Origin of the sequence: Micromonospora sp. RV43 (assembly GCF_001029515.1) — a bacterium.
Taxonomy (GTDB): Bacteria; Actinomycetota; Actinomycetes; order Mycobacteriales; family Micromonosporaceae; genus Micromonospora; species Micromonospora aurantiaca.
Genome location: NZ_LEKG01000072.1, coordinates 1 through 21,319, shown reverse-complemented (window position 1 = coordinate 21,319; position 21,319 = coordinate 1). Strand labels below are relative to the sequence as shown.

The window sequence follows — 21,319 nt, the reverse complement described above, 5'->3', positions numbered from 1 at the left end:
GTCCACCGCCGCGCCCGTACCGGGGGTGACTAGGGTCTGAGCATGGTCGCAATCTCGTACGAGGACATCGTCAAGGTCCCGAAGGCGCTGCTGCACGATCACCTCGACGGCGGCCTGCGGCCCGCGACGATCGTCGAGCTGGCCGCCGAGGTCGGCCACGAACTGCCCACCACCGACCCGGCGGCGCTCGGCGTCTGGTTCACCGAGGCGGCGAACTCCGGCTCGCTGGAGCGCTACCTGGAGACGTTCGCGCACACGGTGGCGGTCATGCAGACCCCTGCCGCGCTGCGCCGGGTGGCCCGCGAGTGCGCGCTGGACCTGGCCGCCGACGGCGTGGTCTACGCCGAGGTGCGGTTCGCGCCGGAGCAGCACCTGGAGCAGAACCTGACCCTGGACGAGGTGGTCGACGCGGTGGTCACCGGGTTCCGGGAGGGCAGCGCGCTGGCCGCCGAGGCGGGCACCCCGATCCGGATCGGCACGCTGCTCACCGCGATGCGGCACGCGGCCCGCTCGCAGGAGATCGCCGAGCTGGCCGTGCGGCACCGCGACACCGGGGTGGTCGGGTTCGACATCGCCGGCGCCGAGGCGGGCTTCCCGCCCACCCGGCACCTGGACGCGTTCGAGTACCTCCAGCGGGAGAACTTCCACTTCACCATCCACGCGGGTGAGGCGTTCGGCCTGCCGTCCATCTGGCAGGCGATCCAGTGGTGCGGCGCCGACCGGCTCGGCCACGGCGTCCGCATCGTCGACGACATCACCCCGGGCAACCCGCCGGTGCTGGGCCGGCTGGCCGCGTACGTGCGGGACAAGCGCATCCCGCTGGAGCTGTGCCCGTCGTCGAACGTGCAGACCGGCGCCGCGGCCTCGATCGCCGACCACCCGATCGGGCTGCTGCGTGACCTGCGGTTCCGGGTGACTGTGAACACCGACAACCGGCTGATGAGCGGCACCTCGATGTCGCGGGAGATGGCGCTGCTGGTGGAGGCCTTCGGCTACGGCTGGAAGGAACTCCAGTGGTTCACCATCAACGCGATGAAGAGTGCCTTCATCCCGTTCGACGAGCGGCTGCGGATCATCGACGAGGTGATCAAGCCGGCGTACGCCGAGCTGATCGGCTGATCACGACTGGCGGGGGTGGCCGGAGAGCAGTGCGGCCACCCCGCGCAGCACCTGCCCGGCCCGGGCCGCCTCGGCGCCCAGCCCGGTCTGCCGGCGCAGCACGGCCGGCTCGGCGCGCAGCAGCGCGACCCCGCGCCGGAGCAGCACCCGGGGCGCCTTGCGCTGCTCGGCGAGATCCCGGGCGAGGCGGCGCAGGAACGTCGCGCCGCGCGGGCGGCGCAGCGCGTACGCACCGGCGAGCAGGCCCAGTCGCCGGCACTCGGCCACGATCTCGGCCGCGAAGATCCCCTCGGCGACGAAGATTGGCGATCCGTCGACATCGAATGGCCGGGTGGCTACTCGACGGTCTGCGCCGATCGCATAAACCGGCACTTCGGCCTTGCCCTCACGAGCCAGTCGGGCGATTGTTTGCACCGCCGTGTCCGAATCCCAGGACAAGGGGGACTCCCAGTCCACCTGTCCGTTTCGACGCGGACACGTAGGGTCATCGCCGTCCTTGTAGAAGTCGTCCAGGCAGAGCACCGGAAGTCCGGTTCGCTGGGCTATGTATGACTTTCCGGACCCGGAGGGGCCGGCGAGCAGGACGACGCGGTGCGGGTGTTCCATTACCTTCAGTGACTCCGGCCAGACGGATTGCTATCAAATTGCATCAACATCTCATCACACCTCCGGTGAGGGACAACCTGGGCTTTCTCTTTGCGGAGCGGCGTGATGGAATCTCGGAGGTCCGACCCGCCGGGTCGGTCGCTCGGCGTTGCCCTCAGGGTGGCGCGGGGTGCGGTAATGCGAGGGCGGTGACGTGAGCAAACGGCCAACGACGGCGGGCTCCTTCCTGTCGCGGCTGCGCCGGCCGATGAGTCGGCTGCGCGACATGCCGATCTGGTCCAAGCTCGGTCTGATCATGATCGTGCCGACCATCGCCACGGTCGTGGTGGGCACCAGTGGTCTGGTCGACCACCTGGAGACGCTCAACAATGCCAACCGGGCGGGGGATCTGGCCAACCTGATCGGCTACTCGGGTGACCTGGTCGACACCGTGCAGGACGAGCGGGTCGGCGCCGTGCTCTTCCTCGGCGCGAAGGAGTTCCAGACCCGGGCGCAGTACCAGGAGGGTTACAACCGCGCCAACCAGCGGGTGGACCAGGCGAAGTCGCCGTACCTGCGGCAGCGTGGCGAGATCGACGACCTGCCCCGCAACTTCGTCGGGCTGCTCGACACGATCGACACCCAGCTGAAGGACCTTCCGGCGACCCGCAGCCAGGTGCTGAACGGCAAGCTGAAGATCAACGACGCCGACCAGGCGTACCGGCAGCTGATCGAGGACCTGCTCGCGATCCGCGACTCGGCCACCCAGCTCGCCGGCAACAACGACCTGAGCGACCGGATGCGCGCGGCGGCCGCCGTCGCCCGGCAGAAGGAATACCTGACCCAGCGCCGGGTCGTCGTCCACCAGGCGCTGACCCAGAACCAGTACACCGCCGCGCTGCGCGAGCAGTTCATCGCCAGCGGCACCGGCCAGTCGCAGTCGCTGGCGACCTTCCAGTCGGTCGCCACCGAGCCCGACAAGCTGTTCTACGAGCAGACCGTCTCCGGGCCCGACCTGCGCAAGGCCGACCGCTTCACGAGTTTCGTCTCGGGCAACAACAACGGCTCGATGGAGAACGCCCCGTTCGGGGCGGACCAGTGGGACCAGACCATGGTCGCCAACGCCAAGCTGATCCGGACCGTGGAGGCCCGGCTCGACGGCAACGTGGTCCGGCAGGCCGACGCGCTGCGCTCGGACACCCAGCGCCAGGTGTTCCTGGAGACCGGCCTGCTGCTCACCATGCTGCTGCTGGCCATCCTGTTCGCGTACCTGGTGGCCCGCTCGATGGCCCGGTCGCTGCGCGACCTGCGCCAGGGCGCCCTGGCGGTGGCCCAGTACGGGCTGCCACAGGCGGTCGCCCGTCTGCGCGACCCGCAGGTCACCGGCCAGCTCTCCCCTGTGCAACTGGCAAACCAGATCGCCGAGCCGCTGCCGGTGCGCAGCAAGGACGAGTTCGGCCAGGTGACCGAGGCGTTCAACGCCGTCCACCTGGAGGCCGTCCGGACCGCCGCCGAGCAGGCCGCCCTGCGGGCCTCGGTTGCGACCATGTTCGTCAACCTGGCCCGCCGCTCGCAGATCCTGGTCGACCGGCTGATCGGCCACCTCGACCGCCTGGAGCGCGGCGAGGAGGACCCGGACCGGCTGGCCGAGCTGTTCCAGCTCGACCACCTGGCCACCCGGATGCGCCGCAACGACGAGAACCTGCTGGTCCTCGCCGGTGCGGACTCCACCCGTGTGCAGCGCGAGCCCGCCGCACTGATCGACGTGCTGCGCGCCGCCCAGTCCGAGGTCGAGCACTACACCCGGATCGAGTTCGGCGTGATCGACCGGGACATCGAGGTCGCCGCCCACGCGGTCAACGACCTGGTGCACCTGGTCGCCGAGCTGTTCGACAACGCCACCGCCTTCTCCCCGCCGGACTCGCAGGTCATGGTGGAGGCCCGGCGGGTCGGCGACCGCGCCTCCCTCTACGTGGAGGACCGCGGCATCGGCATCAGCCCGGACCAGCTCCGCGACCTCAACGAGCGGCTGGCCACGCCGCCGCAGGTGGACGTCGCGGTCTCCCGGATGATGGGCCTGGTCGTGGTCGCGCGGCTGGCCGCCCGGCACGGCGTCCGGGTCGAGCTGCGGCCGGGTGCCGACCGGGGCACCGTCGCCGACGTGACGCTGCCGACCTCGGTCCTGGTGCCGCGCGCCCTGGCCGGCCGTGGCCTGCCCGGACCGGCCCTGCCGGCCGCGGGCCCGCAGCAGAACGGCCCGGCACCGGCCTTCGGCGCCCTGGCCGCCTTCGGCAACAACAACCCGCCGAGCCTGCCGCCGGCGCCCCACCCGGGCTCCTCGGGCAACCAGGTCACGCTCGGCGGACGCGCCTTCGACCCGGCGCCGCGCAACGGCTCGGGCACCCCGGCGAACGCCGGTGGCGGCCGTGCCATGCCGGCCTGGTCCGACCTGACCGGCGCCAGCCCGTCCGGCGGCGACGGCGGATTCGGCGGCCGGCCCAACGGCCAGTCGACGGACCCGCTGCCGCAGCGGCGCAACCCGGCCGACGGCGACCCGGGCAGCACCGGCCAGCAGCCGGCGATCCCGCGCCAGCTGCCGAGCAGCCCGGAGGCGCGGCCCTACAGCCCGCCGCCGGTCTCCGCGCCGCCGGTCCCGCCGGTGTCGGCCCCGCCGCTGCCCCCGGTCTCCGGCAACCCGCTGCCGTACCGCCCGGTCTCGGCCGCGCCGGTCTCCGGCGACCCGTTCTCGGGCCGCCCGGTCTCCGCGGCGCCGGTCTCCGGCGACCCGCTGCCGTACCGTCCGGTCTCGGCCGCGCCGGTCTCCGGGCACCCCGCGCCGGTGTCCGGGCAGCCCGCCGCCGGGTACCCGGCCTCCGCGCCGCCGGCGAACCAGCCGCAGGCGCGTCCGATGCCCGCACCGGGTGTCAGCGCCCCGCCGGTCTGGCCGCCGGTCGCGCCGACCCCGGCTCCGGCGGCGCCGGAACGGCCCACCAGTGGCATGGACATGACCACCGAGCTGCCCCGGGTGCCGCGCACGGAGATTCCGGCCACCCCGCAGCAGGCGGCCGGCCAGCCGTCCGCCGCTCCGGCCGCGAGCCGGCCGGCCGAGGCCCCGGCGGCGAACCGCCCGGCGGCACCGGTGGCACGCCCGGCCGCGCCGCAGCAGCAGGGCAACCGTCAGCGGTACGCGGACGAGACGATGGAGCTGCCGATCTTCCGGGAGCTGGAGTCGGCGTGGTTCCGCACCCGCCGGCCCGGACCCAACGAGGAGTCGGCGGCACCGGCCGCGACGACGAACGGCGGCGCCGCCACCCAGCAGTTCGCCAAGGTGGACACGGACGGCCGGCCCGTGCCGCAGAAGACACCCGCAACGACAGGTAACACGCCGATGGCACACACTCCGACGGCCGGCGGAGCACCGCGTGACAACGGCGCGGCGAACGGGAACGCCCGTCCCGCGCACACCGGCGGGTTGCCCACCCGGCAGCCGACCGCGTCGCCGCAGTCCTCCTCCCCGTGGCAGACGGCGGCCGACGACGGCTGGCGTGCCGCGTCGGCGGCCACCGAGGTCCCGGTTGCGGAGACCACCCAGAAGGGCCTGCCGAAGCGGACGCCGATGGCGCAGCTCGTGCCCGGCAGCATCGAGAAGCCTTCCGCGTCGGTGCAGCGGCGTACTCCGGAGGGTGTTCGGGGCCTGCTCTCGGCCTACCATCGGGGCGTACAGCGCGGGCGTAACACCGACAGCAACACGACCGGCCCGGAGGGCACTCCGGGCGGGCAGCAGTCCTCGCAGTCTGGCTCAGGCCCGGTGGCCGGGAGCGGGCAGAAGGAGCAACAAGGATGACTACTACGCAGGATCTCGGATGGCTGCTCGCCAACTTCGCCGACCGGGTGCCCGGTGTGGCGCACGCGGTCGCGGTCTCGGCCGACGGCCTGCTTCTCGCCTCGTCCCGTGACCTTCCGCGGGACCGCGCCGACCAGCTCGCCGCGATCGCGTCCGGTCTGGTCAGCCTGACCCAGGGCGCGGCCCGCTGCTTCGAGGGCGGAGCGGTGTTGCAGACAGTCGTCGAGATGGACAACGGTTTCCTGTTCCTGATGTCCATCTCCGACGGCTCGTCGTTCGCGGTGCTGGCGGCGCGGAGCTGCGACGTGGGTCAGGTCGGGTACGAGATGGCCCTGCTCGTGGACCGGGTGGGCGATGCCCTGACGCCGCAGCCGCGTACGGCTGTGGGGATGATGGGCTGAATGACGCGCTGGCCGGTGGGTCAGGTGCGGGAACAACTACGACAGCGACGGATGCCACCGGGGCGAGCCGGTGCCGGGTACGAGGGAGGTGAGCGGCGAAATGGCGGATCGTGACGAGCCGACCGGAGCGTTGGTCCGGCCGTACGCCGTTACCCGCGGCCGTACCCGTCCCCGGCTCGACATCGCCCTGGAGGCACTCGTCGAGACGACGGTGCGCGGCCGAGCGGTTGCCACTGGCAATGGTGGCGGCCACGGTCGTGAACACCAGTACATCGCCGCGTTGTGTGACGGACGTGTGCAGTCGCTCGCCGAGATCGCGGCGCGGATGCAGCTTCCGCTCGGCGTGGCCCGGGTGCTCATCGCCGACATGGCGACGGACGGCCTGGTCGCGGTCCACGAGCCGACCATCTTGGACGACTCCGACGACGCGGTGGGCACTGAACTGCTGGAGAGGGTGCTGAGTGGACTTCGCAGGCTCTGACATGTCGCACCGGCCGCCGGCCCCGAGCGGCCGAGTGACGTCGGCGAAGATCGTTATCGCCGGTGGGTTCGGCGTCGGCAAGACGACGCTGGTCGGCTCGGTCTCCGAGATCACGCCGCTGACCACCGAGGCGATCATGACCTCCGCCGGTGTCGGCGTCGACGACACCCGGCAGGTGCCGGGTAAGACGACGACCACGGTGGCGATGGACTTCGGTCGTATCTCGATCGACCGGGATCTGATCCTGTACCTGTTCGGTACTCCGGGTCAGACGCGGTTCTGGTTCATGTGGGACGAGTTGGTCCGGGGTGCGATCGGCGCGGTGGTGCTGGTCGACACCCGCCGGCTCGCCGACTGCTTCGCCGCGATCGACTTCTTCGAGCACCGGCGGTTGCCGTACCTGATCGCCATCAACTGCTTCGACGGCATGCAGTACCACGATCCGCAGGACGTCCGGGACGCGCTGGCGATCTCCCGCGACGTGCCGGTGGTGCCGTGCGACGCCCGGAACCGGGAGTCCACGAAGCACGTGCTGATCTCGCTGGTCGAGTACGTGCTCACCATGCGGCGCTCGCGGGCCGTCGCGCCCGCCTGACCGACGCGCGGAAGCGCCCGGCGGCCTCAGGGCCACCGGGCGCTTCCTGCCGTCTGGGGGCGGACACGGTACGCGATCACCCGGTGACCCTCCAGGCGGGACGGTCACCGGGCGACGGGTGAGGTCAGGCGTACCGGGTCCAGTTGCCCCGGAACACCTGGTAAACGGCGAGCGAGTCGGGCTCCATGCCGCCGTGCCGGTCGGCGCGGAACGCGTACCCGCCGGCGATGCCCTCGACGGTCTGCGCCTGGAGGAGCGCCCGCAGCCGGCCCCGGTCCAGGCTCGTCGCCATCCGCGCCGACGTGGCGAGGAGCTGGAGCGCGTCCGAGGCGTACGGGGCGAAGTCCGGGCTGACGCCGTGCCGCTGCGTGTAGCGGTTGACGAAGTCCCGGCGGGCCAGCTGCGCCGTCGTGGTGGCGGTCGCAGCGGAGACGTCCAGGCAGGCCGGGTGCACCGCGTACGCGCCCTCCACGGCGGCGGCGTTCGCGCCCTGCACAGTGTCGTCGGCGACCGCGCCGGCGTCGAAGAAGATCGGGCCGCGGTGGCCGGCGGCGCGCAGTTCCCGTGCCGCGACACCGGAGTCGGGTGCGGTAGCCCAGACCACCACGCCGTCCCGCTGGCTGCCGGCGACGCGCTCGGCGGCGGTACGGAAGCGCCGGCCGGTCGCCGGAAGGCGTACCGTGCGGGCCAGGTCGGTGCTGCTGTCGGCGAGCGCCTCCCGCATCGCCCGCACACCCGAGTCGCCGTGCATCCCGTCGGCGGCGAGCACCGACACCCGCCGGATCTTCTTGGACTCGAACAGCTCCACCAGGCGACGTGCCATGTCGACGGCGTCCGGGGTGAGCTTGTAGGTGAACGTGCGCTCGTCCAGCGGCAGCGCGATGCGGTCACCGTAGCCGAGCGACAGGAAGGGCGTCTTGACCCGCTGGGCGGCCGCCGCGAGGGCCACCGAGGTCTCGCCGAGCACGCCGCCGATCAGCGCCTGGGCGCCGGCCCGGGTGAACTCGGCGGCGTGGCGGGCGGCGACCTCGGGATTGCTGCCGTTGTCCAGGATCTGGAGCCGGACCGACCGGACCAGGTTCCCGACCGGCAGGCCGGTGCGGTTGAGCGAGTCGGCGGTGAGCTGGAGGGCCTGCCGCTGGGCGACGCCGAGCAGCGACCCGGCGCCGGTCAGTTCCAGGCTCGCGCCGACGATCAGGTCCTGGTCGCTCGGCGCGCTGCTGGACGGGCCGTCGTCCGGCCGCTGGCCCTGCGGCGCGCACCCGGCGAGCAGCAGGCTCCCGGCAGCGGCGGCGAGGACGCCCCGCCGGGTGAGCACAGTGGAGTCGAACGCCGGTGTCGCCAATGGAATCGCCTTCCCACCCCGGCGAACAGGCGCCGCCGCTGGTCCGCCGGGTATGTTCCCGGCCGGTCCAGCCCAGCGTCAAATCGTCCCGGTGTGGGATGGAACACCCCGGCGGGCCCGGTCAGGAGCGGTAGCCCGCCGAGCGGTACTCGTACTCCCGGTCGTCGTCGCGGTCGCCGGTGTCGCGGGTGAAGTCCCAGCCACCGGCCGCCTCACGGCCCGGACGGCCGCCCACGGCGAAGCCGCCGATCTCCTGGCCGCGCCGCCAGCCCCGGAAGTATCCGGTGGTGTTCTCGGCGAGGCTCGCCGCGTTCCGGACGATCCGCAGAGGACGCTCCTCGCGCAGCGGGGAACCCGGCACCAGGTTGGCCTGCGGCACGCGCTTCGGCAGCCCGGCCTTGGTCTCGGCGCCGACGGCCGGACGGGCCGCCTGCTCGGCCGCCTGCCAGCCGGTGTCGGCGGTGGTCGACCACTCCAGGTCGGCCTCGTCGCCGTGGCCGACGAACCAGGCGGACTTGGCCTGCGCGAAGATCAGCAGGTCGCCGTCACCCTCGTCGGAGACCGGCGGCGGCCGGTGCTCCTTCGGGGCGGGACGCCGCTCGGGCGCGGCGGGCAGCGGTACGCGGCCCGGGTCGCCCTGGTCGACGAGACGCAGCGGCGGCGTCTCCAGGCCGGGGTCGGCCGGCCGGCCCATCTCGTCGCGCAGCGCGCGGTCGGCGAGCGGCGGCGGCTCCACCAGCCGCAGCATCGGCGGCTCCTGCGGCAGGTCGTCGGCGAGCCACGGCGGCGTGACCCGGCCCGGGTCGCTCGGCGCGTCCACGCCCCGCCCGTACGGGTAGGTGGTGCCCTCCCGCTCCCGGGCGGTGTCGTCCTCGGTGTTCACCAGCGGCCAGTTCGCCCGGGAGCCCGGCGGCGCCTCCGGCGCGGGCGGGCGCGGGGCCGGCACCGGGATGCTCAGGTCGGTGGCGCTGAATCCACCGGTGGGCGGTTCCTGGTGCGGGTTCTGGTTGGTCTTCGGCCGGGGCGGGATGACTGTGCGCTGCCGCTCGGCCCGCGCCTTGTTGATCGCCGCGGTGGTGAGCGTCGGGCGGAACGGCTCGCCGGCCTCGGCCGGCGGCACGGCGCCGCGCGGGGACGGGGCGATCGGCGTGATCCCGGGTGGCGGCGGAGGCGGCGCGGAGACCGGCCGGTTGGTGGGGCCGTCCACCCGCGACGGCAGCGGCGCGCCGGTCGGCTCGGGCCGCGCCGGGGGAGCCGAGGACGGCCGGCCCAGTGCTGCTGCCGGAGCGACGGGCGTGACCGGCGCCGGGGCGACCGGCGGCGGCGTGACGGGCGCGGGCGCGACGGGTGGCGGGCCGAGCGGCCGGGGCGTCGTCGTGGCGGCCGGACCGGACACCGGCTCCGGACGGCTGCGCCGCCCGCCGGGGAGCGGCTCGGGACGACCGCGACGACCGGCCGACTCGGGTGCCCCGGCCGGCTCGGGACGACCGCGGTGGGGCTCGGCGATCGGGTCCGGCTGGATGGAGCGCACCGGACGCAGGTCGGCCGCGGGCGTCGAGGCCAGCTCGTCGACCTGCTCGCCCCGTCGGGCGGCGGCCCGGCGGCCGGTCGCGGGAGTGGGAGCGGTGCGTTCGGCGAGCGCGCCGACGAGCGCGTCGCAGCCGGCGTCACAGGTCCGGACGGAGGCGACGGCCTGGCGTACGGTCTCGGCGACGGCCGCGGTGAGCGTGCGGTTGACGGTGGCCCGCCGGGGCGTCTCGGAGATGGCGACACGCAGCGCGGTCACCGCGTCGGAGACGGCGTCGGCGTCGGCCACGCCCTCGCCGGCCAGCTGCGCGACGACCGCGTCGGCGGCCAGCGCGCCGTCCCGGCCACCACGGCCCGCGGGGCCGGTGAGCATCCCCGGCTCGGGCAGCGCGTCGAGGACCGCCAGGGCGACCCGGTCGGCAGGATCCGGGTAGGCCCGCAGCGCGGCCGGGTAGAGCTCGCGGAGCACCTCGCGCAGTGTCACGGCGGCGGAGTGACGGCCACTCGCCAGCGCCGCGTGCGCGGCCAGGACCTGCGTGTATCCGGCGAGTTCGCGCGGCGCCGGGAGGGTCACCGCGGAGAGCGCGCCGGCCTGAAGCGCACGGGCCAGCCCGACCGCCCGGCGCTCGGCGGGCGGGGACTGCATCTCCTCCAGGGAGTCGTCGTCGGCGAAGCGCTCGGCGAAGTCGTCGACCGAGTCGTCGTCCGCGATCGCCAGCGGGCGGCCGGCGGCGCTCAGCAGCGAGGTGACGATGTGGTCGTCGCTGTCCGCGGCGATGGCCGCGCCGCTCGGACCGCCGGACCGTTCCACCAGCAGCGCGACCAGCCGGGCGTAACCGGCGGGATCGTCACCGATCTCGCAGACGTGCAGCAGACGGCCTGCGTCGTCGACCACAGCGGACGTCAGCGTCGTTCCGGCCGAAGCCGTTCGGTCGGCCGGATCTGCCGAGGCCAGACCGCAGTACACGCGCACGAGCGCCACGGCGTCGTCCTCCTCCCGGGACACAGGTCTTGCTCTGCCAGAGACTGATGCTCCCCGCTCCGGGTCAGTCGCGCCAGTCCACAACCGCAGAGATCTTGCCGACAATGGTGCGCCAACCCAAACTTGCGGTTTGTGCCCCGATTTTCTTCAGCCGCCGACGACCCAGGAAACCACCGACGCCACCGTTGACGGAAGCGCGCAGCGCCTCGTCCAGGTCGTCCAGGCTGGAGCCCGCCGAGAGCATGTCCAGCACGGCGGGTAGCCGCAGGGCGTACGCCAGGTCACGGGCGATCTCACCGGCTTCGATGAGCAGCTCGTGGTCCCACGCGTCGTGGCCGCCGCGCAGGTTCTCCACCACCAGGTCGAGCTCGTACGTGTCCTCGTCCAGCGGGGCGATGTCGGCCGGCTCCAGCCGTTCGGACAGTTCATTCCAACTGTCCAGCTGGGACAGGTCGTTGGGCGCACCGGAACGGATGAAAGTGACCAATGACTCCGGCGTCTTGAACAGCAGGAGCCGGCCCTTGTGGGTGAGGAAGACCGGCACCTCCTCGTCGCCCGCCTCGTCCTCGTCCTCGTCGTCCTCGGCGTCGTCCTCGTCGGCCTCGGCCTTCTCGTCGTCCGAGGCGTCGGCCTTGCCCTTGCGGCGGGACTTGGCGTCCTTCTCCTCGTCCTCGTCGTCCTCCTCGGCGGAGAGGGCGGCGAACTCCTCGTCGAGGATCACCACCTCCTCGTCCTCCTCGGTCTCGACGACCTGACGGCGGGCCAGGAACGGGTCGTCCTGGTCGCGCTCGGCGACGTCGGTCGGGGTCAGCTCGCGCGCCTGCCGGTACGCCCGCAGCGTGAAGCCGGTGCCGGCGGGCAGGGCGATCTCCACCGGGTCGATCCGCACCTCGTCCCAGAGCGCGCGGTCGGCCGGCGGGCGGTCCTCCTCGACCTCGTCGGCCGCGGCGGCGGCGTCGGTGTCGTCGAGCTCGGGCTCGTCGGCGTCGGGCCGTTGGGGCGACTGGCGGGCCACGCTGACCTCCGTGTGCGTTCGGGTTGCCCACCCGACGGCGTCGCGCCGCCGAGTGACTCTGCGCACATACCCTAGTGGGCGACGGTTCCGACCGGGAGTCGCACCCCTTGGCGTCGCGGCGGCGCGACAAGTAGCGTTGCTACGCATGAAGGCGCAGGCGCTGCACGGACACCTGGACGCGCTGCTGCTCGCCGTGCTGGAACGGGGCGCGCTGCACGGCTACGCGATCATCGAGGCGTTGCGTGCGCGCAGCGGCGGCACGCTGGATCTGCCCACCGGCACCATCTATCCGGCTCTGCGCCGGCTGGAGCGGGCCGGGCTGGTGGCGAGCACCTGGAGCACTGTGAACGGCCGGGAGCGCCGCACCTACGAGCTGACCGATGCCGGCGGCCGGGCGCTGGCGGGGGAGCGGGCCGGCTGGCGCGAGTTCAGCGCCACCGTCGGACGGTTCCTCGGCGCGGACGAGCCACCCACCGCGCCGGCCTGACCGCGGCGGCAGTCCGGCCCTCGAGCGGGCAGCCGGACGCCCGAGCAGCAAGGCCGAGGGGCGGCCGCTCAGCCGGCCAGCCGGCGGTCGGCGAGCACCCAGCAGCGGGCCGCCCGGGCCAGCGCGAACCAGGCCGCCGAGACCACCACCATCCCGATGACCAGGGGCGGCCAGGTGAGCGCGGCGTCCCACAGCCCGATCGACCAGCCGAACAGCGCGCCCCCGGCGACCGCGCCGAGCAGCAGGCTGCCGGTCAGACCGAAACCGATCAGCCGCGCCGGGCGGACGAGCCGCGGTGAACCCCACCGGGCGACCAGCGGGCCGACCAGCAGCGCGACCAGCGCCAGCGCGGCGACCACGCCCCAGATGCCGTTCAGCGCGGCGGAGAGCAGCAGGTAGCTCTGTGGCGGGGGCGGACCGTCGCTCCAGCTCGACCCCTGCCAGGTCAGGTCACCGGCGGCGATGAGCACCACCGCCACCACGAGCGTGCGCAGCGCCAGCCCGCGCAGCGCGCCGACCGCCAGCTCGGCCTGGAAACCCGGCACGAGATGGGCGTCGCTGCCGAACTCGGCGACCGCCCGCCGCTGCGCCTCCGCGCGCGGCAGGCCCCCTTCCCGGTACGCCTCGACGGCGTCCTCCAGCGCGTGCCGCGCCTCGGTCAGCAGGTCGGCCTTGAGCCGGTTCGGCCCGTGCAACCGCGTGGACAACTCGTGCAGCCGGCGGTCGACCACTGCCTCCTCATGCACTCGCATGCGGATTAGCCTGCCACCGGCGGGCGACACCCGCGTCAGGGAAAACCCCGATCGGCCGGGCGTCAGGGCGTGATCGCCAGGTAGCCGCGCTCGGCCGCCTCCTGGCGCAGCCACTGCTCCCGGTACCAGCCGGGGCGCGCCACCAGCTCGTCGTGCCGGCCGCGCTGCACCACCCGGCCGCCTTCGAGCACCACGATCTCGTCGAACCCGGCGAGGCCGCTGAGCCGGTGGCTGATCAGCAGCACCGAGTGCCCGGCCGGGGTGGCGGCGAGCGTGGAGTCCAGCACCGCGTCGGCGGCCGCCGGGTCGAGCCCCTCGGTCGGCTCGTCGAGCACCAGCACCGGTGGGGCGGCCAGCAGCGCGCGGGCCAGCGCGAGCCGCTGCCGCTGCCCGCCGGAGAGCTGCCCGCCCTGCTCGCCGACCACCGTGTCCCAGCCGTCTGGCTGTTCGCGTACCCAGTCGAGCAGTCCGGCCGCCCGGGTCGCGGCGACCAGGTCCGCCTCGGTGGCGTCCGGCCGGCCGAGGAGCAGGTTCTCCTTGACCGTGGCGTGGAAGACGTACGCCTCGGCGAGCAGGCCGCCGACCACCCGGGGCAGGTGCTCGGCCGGGATCTCGGACACCGGCACGCCGCCGGCGGTGACGCGGCCGGTGTCGGGGCGTACCGCGCCGGTGAGCACCGCGGCGAGCGTGCTCTTGCCGGCGCCGCTCGGCCCGACCACCGCCACCCGTCGGCCGGCCGGCAGGTCGAGGTCGAATCCGGCCAGGGCGGGGGCGGCGCCGGCCCGGTAGCGGACCGTCACGTCGGCGAACCGCACGTCGTGGCCGTCGACAGTGGGCTCCGGCGCGTCCGGTGGGGTCGCCGGGCCGGGCTCGGTGAGCAGGTCGGCGACCCGGGCCAGCCCGGCCCGCAGCTGGGTGCGCTGGCGGGCCGCCGCGACGAGCGCGAGCGCCACCTCCACGGCGGCGAGCGAGCCGACCGCGAGGACGCCGACGAGCACGCCGCCGACCTCGGCGCGCAGCGCCACGACCACCACGGCGGCGGCGGTGAGACCAGCCACGAGGACGCCGAGCGCGTCCACCGCGAAGCCGGTCGCGGCGAGCCGGCGTTCCAGCCGGGCCAGCCGTCCGGCCCGCTCGTCGGCGGCGGCGAACGCGGCGCCTGTCGCGCCGAACGCGGCCAGGTCGGCGGCGCCGTGGGTGAGGTCGACCGCGTCGACGGCGAGCGCGCCCCGCAACGGGGCCACCTCGTCGGCGGCGCGGCGGGTGATCCGGGCGGCGAGCGTGGGGAGCGCCACGCCCGCCACGAGCAGGCCGAGCGCGAGCACGCCGGCGGCCGGTGGCGAGATCAGCGCGGCGACGCCGACCGCGAGCACGCTGACCAGCGCCGCCGCCGCACCCGGTACGAGGACGCGCAGGAGCAGATCCTGGGCCGCCTCCACGTCGGAGACCAGGCGGCTCAGCGCGTCCCCGGTACGCCGGCCGGTCTCCCGGCGGGCGGCGAGCGTGGCGAAGACGCGGGCCCGTACGTCGGTGATCATGCGCAGGACGGCGTCGTGCCCGGCGAGCCGTTCGGTGTACCGGAACACGCCCCGGCTGACCGCCAGTGCCCGGACCGCGACGATGGCCACCGTCAGCCGGTCCAGCGGCGGACGGCCGGCGGCGCTCATCAGCAGCCAGGTGGCGGTGGCCATCAGCGCCAGGCCGGCGAACTCGGTGGCGGCGGCGAGCAGTCCGGCGCCGAGCAGCCGGCTCAGGTACGGCCGGGCCAGGCGCAGCACCGCACGTTCCGCGCCGGGCCGGGCGGGCGCGGGCGGTTCCGGCGAGCCGGAGGGCGGCACCGGAACCGCTGTCGGCCCGGCCGGCTCGCGGCCCACAGGCGTCACGCCGTCGGCGGCGGTCACCGGGTCACCACAGGGCGGGTGGGGGAGACGGGGATCATCGCGGCACCCCCGGTCCGGTGGCGGTCGGGTGCAGTTCGGTGACCCGGCCGTCCTCGACGCGCAGGATCCGGTCGGCGTCGGCGAGCAGCGCGGGCCGGTGCGCGACGAGCAGCGCGGTACGTCCGGCGACCAGCCGCCGGGTCGCGTCCAGCACGACCGCCTCGCTGGCGCTGTCCAGCCGCGCTGTCGGCTCGTCGAGCAGCACGATCGGCGCGTCCCGCAGGAACGCACGAGCCAGGGCGACACGCTGCCGCTGACCGCTGGACAGGCCGTGACCGCGCTCGCCCAGGCGGGTGTCCAGCCCGTCGGGCAGGGCGCCTACCACCTCGTCGAGCGCGGCGCCGGTGACCGCCGCGGCGAGCGCGGCGTCAGGGGTCTCCGGCGCGCCGAGGCGGATGTTGTCGGCGAGCGACCCGGCGAACAGGTGCGCCCGCTGCGGCACCCAGGCCAGTTCGCGCCGCCAGGCGTCGAGGTCGACGCCGGCCAGGTCCACCCCGTCGACCGTGACCCGGCCCGAGGTCGGTGCGACGAAGCCGAGCAGCAGGTTGAGCAGCGTGCTCTTGCCCGCGCCGCTGGGCCCGATGATCGCCACCCGGTCGCCGGGCCGGATGGTCAGCGTGACGTCGCGCAGCGCTGTGGTCCGGTCGTACGCGACCGTTACGCCCTCGAAGCGGATCTCACCACGGCCGCGCGGCGCCGGACGGCGCCGCGCGGCCGTGGCGGGCGCGTCGGTGGCGGAGAGCGTGAGCGCTTCGTCCAGCGCGGTGAGTCCTTCCATGCTGGCGTGGAACCGGCTGCCCGCGGCCCGCAGCGGCAGGTACGCCTCCGGGGTGAGCAGCAGCACCAGCAGCGCGGTGGAGAGCGTGAGGCCGCCGCCGAGCAGCCGGATGCCGACCGGCACCGCGACCAGCGCGACGGAGAGCGTGGCGACCAGCTCCAGCACCAGCGCGGACAGGAACGCGATCCGCAGCGTCTTCATGGTGGCCTGGCGGTGGCCGTCGGCCATCCGGCGTACCACGTCGACCTGCCCCCGGGACCGGCCGAACGCGCGCAGCGTGGGCAGCCCGGCCACCATGTCGAGGAAGTGCCCGCCGAGCAGCGACAGCCGCCGCCACTGCCGTTCGGTGGCGGCCTGCGCCTGCCAGCCGAGCAGCGCGCCGAAGATCGGGATGAGCGGGATAGTGAGCGCGATGATCAGCGCCGAGCTCCAGTCGGCGAACACGATGCGGGCCAGCACCGCCACCGGCACCGTGACGCTCAGCACGAGCTGCGGCAGGTAGCCGGTGAAGTAGGGGTCGAGCGCGTCCAGGCCGCGCCCGGCCAGCGTGGCGAGCTGCCCGGCCCGCTGTCCGGCGACCCAGGTGGGGCCGTGCCGGCCGACCGCGCCGAGCAGGTCGGCGCGCAGCGCCGCCTTCACCGTGGCGGCGGCCCGCGCCGCCACAGTGCCCTGCGCCCAGCTCACCAGCGCCCGCCCGGCGACAGCGGCCACGAACCCGGCGAGCGCCGGCCGGTGCAGCCGCCCGTCGAACGCCGTCGCCAGCAGTGTCGCCAGCGCGGTGGCCTGGGCGATCACCAGCAGCGCGGTGAGCCCGCCCAGCACCGCGAGCACGGCGAGGTCGCGCCGGGCCGCGGGGACCCGACGCAGCAGACGCGGGTCGAACGGGCGGCGGTTCACCAGTACACCGGTGCCCTGCCGTCGATCCGTCCCCGGAAAACCCACCAGCACATCGCCTGAAAGCCTAGTAGGGCCGGCAGGAGCGGTAACGCGAGCCATCCCAACAGCGCCAGCGTCGGGCGGCCGGCGGCCGCCTCGGCCACCGTCAGCGACGCCGCCGGGTCGGTGGTGGAGACCAGGATCCGGGGCCAGAGCGCGGCCCCGATCAGCGGCGCCGGAAGCGCCAGCGCCGTCGCGGTCGCCGCGAAGGCCACCCCGGCCCGGCCCCGCCGCAGCGCCGCGCGGGCCGCCAGCAGCGCCGCCACGAGCGCCAACGGCAGGAGTACGGCGACAGCCGGGCGCGCCACAGCGGCGCGTACCCGATCGGAGAGCACACCCAGGACGGTGGCCGCGCCGACCGCGACGAGTGCGGCGGGCACCAGGCCGCTCGCCAGCCGGGCGAGCGCCGGGGCCTCGGCGGCGGGCAGCCGGAGCGTGAGGAACGTCGCACCGTGCACCGCCACCAGCGCGAGCAGCGCCAGCCCGGCGGCGGCGACGAACGGGGCGGCGAGATGACCGACACCGACCACGTGGCCGTCGGCGCTCAACGGCACGCCCTGGAGCAGCCCGGCGAGCACCGCGCCCCAGCCCAGCGCGGCCAGCACGCAGCCGACCACCACCACCCGGTCCCAGCGGGCGCGGGCGGCGGCGGAGGCCGGGCGGCTGCGCAACTGCACCCCGGCGGTCACCAGCACCACCCCCGCCAGCGCGGCGAGCACGGCCGGGTAGAAGCCGGAGAGCAGTTCGCCCTCCAGCCGGGGGAACGCGCCGAACAGGATGCCGACGGCGGCGACCAGCCAGACCTCGTTGCCGAGGAAGAACGGCCCGAGCGCGGTGAGCGTGGCCCGGTTGCCCGGCGCCGGGCCACGTCGGGCCAGCAGCAGGCCGACGCCGTAGTCGTAGCCGCCGAGCACGAGGTAGGTGGCGAAGAAGAGGCCGAGCAGGGCGTACCAGGCGAGTTCCACGGCGGGCTCCCTCAGACGAACACGGGCTGGTGGTGGGCGTCGCTGTCGGGCGCGGGCGGGCGGCCGAGCGCGGGGTCCTGCGCTCCACGGGCCGCGTGCCGGGCCAGCAGCACCCAGTTGGTCACCGCGAGCGCGCCGAGCAGCAGGCTGAACCCGATCAGCGAGGCGAGCATCAGCCCCGGTGAGACCGGCGAGACGGCCTGTGCGGTGGGCAGCAGCCCGTACGCGGCCCAGGGCTGGCGGCCGACCTCGCGGGCGATCCAGCCGAGCAGCATCGCCACGAAGGGCAGCGGCAGGCCGAGCAGGATCAGCCAGAGCGGCGCCTTCAACCTGATGATCCAGTCGCGCCAGAGCAGCGGCAGCAGGAGCCAGAGCGCGCCGAGCGTGAAGCCGATCAGGATCATGAAGCCGAGGCCGACGTTCGACAGCACCGGCGGTTCCCAGTCGCCGGGGCCGAACCGCGCGGTCCAGTCGGCGACGAGCGCGTCCCGCTCCGGCCCGCCGCCGAACTTGGTCGGCTGGAGCTGCCCGACCGGGCCGAACTGGGCGAAGCCGAAGCCCTGGAGCATGCTGACCGCCAGGGCCGCGGTGACCAGGCCGAGCCGCAGCGAGGTGCGGAACAGCGCGTAGTCGGTGGTTCGCCGCAGCAGGTGCCAGGCGCTCACCGCGGCCATCAGCAGCCCGCCGGTGACCAGGCTCGCCGAGATCACGTGGCCGAACGCCATGCCGAACGTCGGGTTGGTGAGCAGCGCGCCGAAGTCGGTGAGGTGGGCGACGCCGTCGCGCACCTCGTACCCGACCGGGTTCTGCAGCCAGGCGTTCGCCACCATGATCCAGAAGGCCGAGGCGTACGCGGTGATCGCCACGCCCCAGAGCAGCGCCAGGTGCACGCCGCGCCGCAGCCGGTGCCACCCGAAGATCCACATGCCGAGGAACGTGGACTCCAGGAAGAACGCCACCAGCGTCTCGATGGCCAGCGGCGCGCCGAAGACGTTCCCGACGTAGCGCGACAGCCCGCTCCAGTTCAGGCCGAACTGGAACTCCATGACGATGCCGGTGGCGATGCCGAGCACGTAGTTGATCAAGTAGAGCTGGCCCCAGAACCGGGTCAGCCGCTCGTACACCGGCTTGCCGGTCAGGTAGCCGGCCGTCTGCAACCCGACCAGGAGCGTGACCAGGCCGAGCGTGACCGCCACGAACAGGAAATGGATCGAGGTGGTGGTGGTGAACTGGAGGCGGGCGAGGAGCAGCGGGTCCACTGTCGTCCTCCCATGGGTTGGCTCTCTTGTCGTAGCCAACCTACACGTAGCCTCACTACCTATAGGGGCGCGCGAACCCGGAGAAGTCCCGTAAGGGGCGACGTCAGCTCAGGAACAGGGCGAACGGCAGGGAGACGAGCGTGCCCGCGACGGCCAGCGCCATCGCGCCGAGCACCCGCGGCGGGCGGTCCGCGACGAGCAGCCGCTGCACGCGTACGTCGAGGTCGCGGTCGCCGAGTCCGAGCGTGCCGGCCGGCTGCACCCGGTGCTCGGCGGCGGCGAACCGGCGCAGCGCACCGGCCAGCGGCGCGTCCGCGTGCAGCTCCCGGGCCTTGTCGTCGGCACGCATCTCGACCAGCAGCGCCACCCGCGCGTGCGCGTCCCGCACCCACCGGAACCAGGGCAGCGCCCGGCACAGCGCGGTGAACGGCAGCAGCACCAGATCGTGCCGCTCCTGGGCGTGCGCCCGCTCGTGGGTGAGCACCGCCGCCAGTTCGGCCGGGTCGAGCAGGTCGAGCGTGCCCGCGCTCACCACCACCCGGGGACGAACCCCGGGCAGGCAGTACGCCGCCGCGCTCGGGTGGTCGAGCACCAGCGCCCCGGGCACCGTCGGGTCACGCCGGGCCACCAGGTGCAGCAGCTCCCGGTGCCGGCGCTGCGCGCGGACCGCGCCGTGCAGGCTGCGGACCGTCGTGGTGAGCAGCACCGCGCCGATGCCGAGACCGACGCCGACCAGGCTGAGGTGCACCGCGCCCACACCGGCCGGCAGAGTGCCGTGGGCCAGGTCGTCGGCCAGCGCCAGCAGCGCGTGCCCGGTCGCCCGGTCGTACGCGTCGAGCCCCAGCGCCATCGGCAGCCCCATGGCGGACAGGCCGAGCGCCAGCCCGACCGCCTGCCAGCAGATGATCGCCACCCGGGGTGCCCGCCAGGTCCAGCGCGCGGCGGCGAGGACCTGCGCGGTCAGCCAGCAGGCCAGGATGATCGCGGCGAAGTGCAGGGCGTACGCCACGGCAGCCGCCCTACCGGTCCGTCGCCTCGTCGAGCGCCGGCCGGCCGGGCCGGGGGTTCTCGACCCGGCCGGCCGGTCCGTCCTCGACAGTCGCCCCGGCCTCGGCGCCGAGCGCGGCCCCGGCCTCGGCGCCGAGCGCGGCGCGGAGCACGTCCGCCTCCGTGCCGGTCACCGAGCGGGCGAAGCGCACGAGTGCGGCGTCCCGGCTGCCACCGAGGTCGAGGGCTTCGAGCATGAGCTGGGCGATGTGCGCCTCGCGGGTGGCGGCCGGACGGTACCGCCAGGCGCGGCCCTCCCGCTCGCGCTGCACCATGCCCTTGCCGGCGAGCCGGTCGAGCACGGTCATCACAGTGGTGTAGGCGAGTTCCCGGCCGTCCAGGGCGTCGGCGACCTCGCGCACGGTCACCCCGTCCGACGAGGCGGGCGCCGCGTCCCACAGCACGTCCATCACCGCACGCTCAAGGTCCCCCAGCCGAGTCACCCGTCAATCCTACCCCCGGTAGTAGATCCCTTCCGTCGCCCCGTTCCCCGTTCCCCGTTCCCTGCTCCCTGCTCCCGAAGATCAACACCAGCTCGGGGAAGTGGTGCTGTCCCGCGTCGGTCGATGCAGCCACTTCGGCGCACTGGTTGTCGATCTTGCTGACGGGGAGTCCGGGCCGCTTCCCGGCAAACCGGTGCCGACGATGCCGCGGTCGTGTGGGCGCCCGTCGGCAAGATCCACGCCAGTTCGGGGAAGTGGTGCTGTCCTGCGTCGGTCGATGCAGCCACTTCGGCGTACTGGTGTTGATCTTGGTCATTCCGTATGGGTGTTCCGGGTGGGATCAACGCAGCTCGGGGAGGTGGCGCCGTCCCGGGCTGGTCGATGTGGCCACTTCGCGGAGCTGGTGTTGATCTTGCTGGCTTCGGGCGGCATCGGGGCCTATTCAGGCCACTCCGGGGTCTGGTGTTGATCCTGCTGATCCGGGCGGGCATCGCGGGCAAGGTCGGCGCCAGTTCGGGAAGGTGGCGCTGTCCCGGGCGGGTTGATGCAGCCACCTCGCCGTGCTGGTGCTGATCTTGAAGTCCGGGGTGGGGGTGCGTGAGCAATGTCCGCACCAGTTCGGGGAGGTGGCGTTATCTGGGGCGGGTGGATGCGGCCACTTCGCGGAGCTGGCGTTGATCTTGCTGGTCGAGGGTGGACGTTGAGGGCGAGGTCGGCACCGGCTCGGGGAGGTGGTGTTGTCCGGGGGTGGCTGATGTGGCCACTTCGAGGGAATGACGTCGATCTTGGCGGGGGCACCGGGTGAGATCGGCACCGGC

17 protein-coding genes are annotated in these 21,319 nt (G+C 74.2%); 6 read left to right on the top strand and 11 right to left on the bottom strand.

The features are described 5' to 3' along the window. Positions 1-42 precede the first annotated feature (42 nt). A complete protein-coding gene (locus ABD52_RS18475; protein WP_013473969.1) occupies positions 43-1,119 on the top strand; it encodes an adenosine deaminase in 1,077 nt (358 codons plus the stop codon). Here ABD52_RS18475 and ABD52_RS40845 read toward each other — a convergent pair whose 3' ends face one another. Beyond that, the gene (locus tag ABD52_RS40845) at positions 1,120-1,491 is read right to left on the bottom strand and encodes a hypothetical protein (RefSeq protein WP_232236649.1); all 372 of its coding nucleotides are present in this window, start codon (positions 1,489-1,491) and stop codon (positions 1,120-1,122) included. Between the two features lie 427 nt (positions 1,492-1,918). Between ABD52_RS40845 and ABD52_RS18465 the strand changes: the two genes are divergently transcribed. The 4 genes from ABD52_RS18465 to ABD52_RS18450 all read left to right on the top strand — a co-directional run bounded on the left by ABD52_RS18465 (position 1,919) and on the right by ABD52_RS18450 (position 7,025). After that, positions 1,919-5,548 carry a nitrate- and nitrite sensing domain-containing protein gene (locus ABD52_RS18465; RefSeq protein WP_047892649.1) on the top strand — a complete coding sequence of 1,210 codons (3,630 nt, stop codon included), beginning with the start codon at positions 1,919-1,921 and terminating at the stop codon, positions 5,546-5,548. Next, positions 5,545-5,949 (top strand): roadblock/LC7 domain-containing protein, encoded by a 405-nt coding sequence (locus ABD52_RS18460; protein WP_013283992.1) that lies wholly within the window; start codon positions 5,545-5,547, stop codon positions 5,947-5,949. The genes ABD52_RS18465 and ABD52_RS18460 overlap by 4 nt, the downstream gene beginning before the upstream one ends. Positions 5,950-6,049: 100 nt before the next feature. Continuing rightward, on the top strand, positions 6,050-6,430 hold the full coding sequence (locus ABD52_RS18455; protein ID WP_013473970.1) for a DUF742 domain-containing protein: 381 nt from the start codon (positions 6,050-6,052) through the stop codon (positions 6,428-6,430). A 1-nt stretch (position 6,431) separates the two neighbouring features. Next, complete coding sequence (locus ABD52_RS18450; protein ID WP_013283994.1) at positions 6,432-7,025, top strand: ATP/GTP-binding protein; 594 nt, start codon at positions 6,432-6,434, stop codon at positions 7,023-7,025. A gap of 124 nt (positions 7,026-7,149) precedes the next feature. Here the strand turns inward: ABD52_RS18450 and ABD52_RS18445 are convergent, their stop codons facing one another. From ABD52_RS18445 to ABD52_RS18435, 3 genes are all read right to left on the bottom strand, one after another. After that, positions 7,150-8,370, bottom strand: coding sequence for an ABC transporter substrate-binding protein (locus tag ABD52_RS18445; RefSeq protein WP_047892648.1), 1,221 nt, complete (start codon positions 8,368-8,370; stop codon positions 7,150-7,152). 121 nt (positions 8,371-8,491) lie between these two features. Then, a complete protein-coding gene (locus ABD52_RS18440; protein WP_047892647.1) occupies positions 8,492-10,903 on the bottom strand; it encodes a hypothetical protein in 2,412 nt (803 codons plus the stop codon). 40 nt (positions 10,904-10,943) lie between these two features. Further along, positions 10,944-11,894 carry a hypothetical protein gene (locus ABD52_RS18435; protein ID WP_013283997.1) on the bottom strand — a complete coding sequence of 317 codons (951 nt, stop codon included), beginning with the start codon at positions 11,892-11,894 and terminating at the stop codon, positions 10,944-10,946. 145 nt (positions 11,895-12,039) lie between these two features. Here ABD52_RS18435 and ABD52_RS18430 point away from each other — a divergent pair, with 145 nt between their 5' ends. Next, positions 12,040-12,381: a PadR family transcriptional regulator gene (locus tag ABD52_RS18430; RefSeq protein WP_013473973.1), complete on the top strand. Its 342-nt coding sequence runs from the start codon at positions 12,040-12,042 to the stop codon at positions 12,379-12,381. Between the two features lie 68 nt (positions 12,382-12,449). Here ABD52_RS18430 and ABD52_RS18425 read toward each other — a convergent pair whose 3' ends face one another. The 7 genes from ABD52_RS18425 to ABD52_RS18395 form a co-directional block, all read right to left on the bottom strand. Further along, positions 12,450-13,133, bottom strand: coding sequence for a permease prefix domain 1-containing protein (locus ABD52_RS18425; RefSeq protein ID WP_047892646.1), 684 nt, complete (start codon positions 13,131-13,133; stop codon positions 12,450-12,452). A 62-nt stretch (positions 13,134-13,195) separates the two neighbouring features. Continuing rightward, complete coding sequence (cydC, locus tag ABD52_RS18420) at positions 13,196-15,034, bottom strand: thiol reductant ABC exporter subunit CydC (RefSeq protein ID WP_047892645.1); 1,839 nt, start codon at positions 15,032-15,034, stop codon at positions 13,196-13,198. Positions 15,035-15,068: 34 nt separating this feature from the next. Then, on the bottom strand, positions 15,069-16,748 hold the full coding sequence (gene cydD, locus ABD52_RS18415) for a thiol reductant ABC exporter subunit CydD (RefSeq protein ID WP_047892644.1): 1,680 nt from the start codon (positions 16,746-16,748) through the stop codon (positions 15,069-15,071). Then, a complete protein-coding gene (locus ABD52_RS18410) occupies positions 16,745-17,752 on the bottom strand; it encodes a cytochrome d ubiquinol oxidase subunit II (RefSeq protein ID WP_047892643.1) in 1,008 nt (335 codons plus the stop codon). The genes cydD and ABD52_RS18410 overlap by 4 nt, the downstream gene beginning before the upstream one ends. Before the next feature lie 11 nt (positions 17,753-17,763). Then, on the bottom strand, positions 17,764-19,011 hold the full coding sequence (locus ABD52_RS18405) for a cytochrome ubiquinol oxidase subunit I (protein ID WP_047892642.1): 1,248 nt from the start codon (positions 19,009-19,011) through the stop codon (positions 17,764-17,766). 103 nt (positions 19,012-19,114) lie between these two features. Next, on the bottom strand, positions 19,115-20,020 hold the full coding sequence (locus ABD52_RS18400; protein ID WP_013473979.1) for a M56 family metallopeptidase: 906 nt from the start codon (positions 20,018-20,020) through the stop codon (positions 19,115-19,117). Between the two features lie 10 nt (positions 20,021-20,030). After that, a complete protein-coding gene (locus ABD52_RS18395; RefSeq protein WP_013473980.1) occupies positions 20,031-20,501 on the bottom strand; it encodes a BlaI/MecI/CopY family transcriptional regulator in 471 nt (156 codons plus the stop codon). Between the last annotated feature and the right edge of the window lie 818 nt (positions 20,502-21,319).

Excerpts from the sequence above, each read along its gene's own strand:
- ABD52_RS18455 (WP_013473970.1), top strand. The coding sequence starts at position 6,050 with ATGGCGGATCGTGACGAGCCGACCGGAGCGTTGGTCCGGCCGTACGCC.
- ABD52_RS18430 (WP_013473973.1), top strand. The coding sequence starts at position 12,040 with ATGAAGGCGCAGGCGCTGCACGGACACCTGGACGCGCTGCTGCTCGCC.
- ABD52_RS18460 (WP_013283992.1), top strand. The coding sequence starts at position 5,545 with ATGACTACTACGCAGGATCTCGGATGGCTGCTCGCCAACTTCGCCGAC.
- ABD52_RS18475 (WP_013473969.1), top strand. The coding sequence starts at position 43 with ATGGTCGCAATCTCGTACGAGGACATCGTCAAGGTCCCGAAGGCGCTG.
- ABD52_RS18450 (WP_013283994.1), top strand. The coding sequence starts at position 6,432 with ATGTCGCACCGGCCGCCGGCCCCGAGCGGCCGAGTGACGTCGGCGAAG.
- ABD52_RS18425 (WP_047892646.1), bottom strand. The coding sequence starts at position 13,133 with ATGCGAGTGCATGAGGAGGCAGTGGTCGACCGCCGGCTGCACGAGTTG.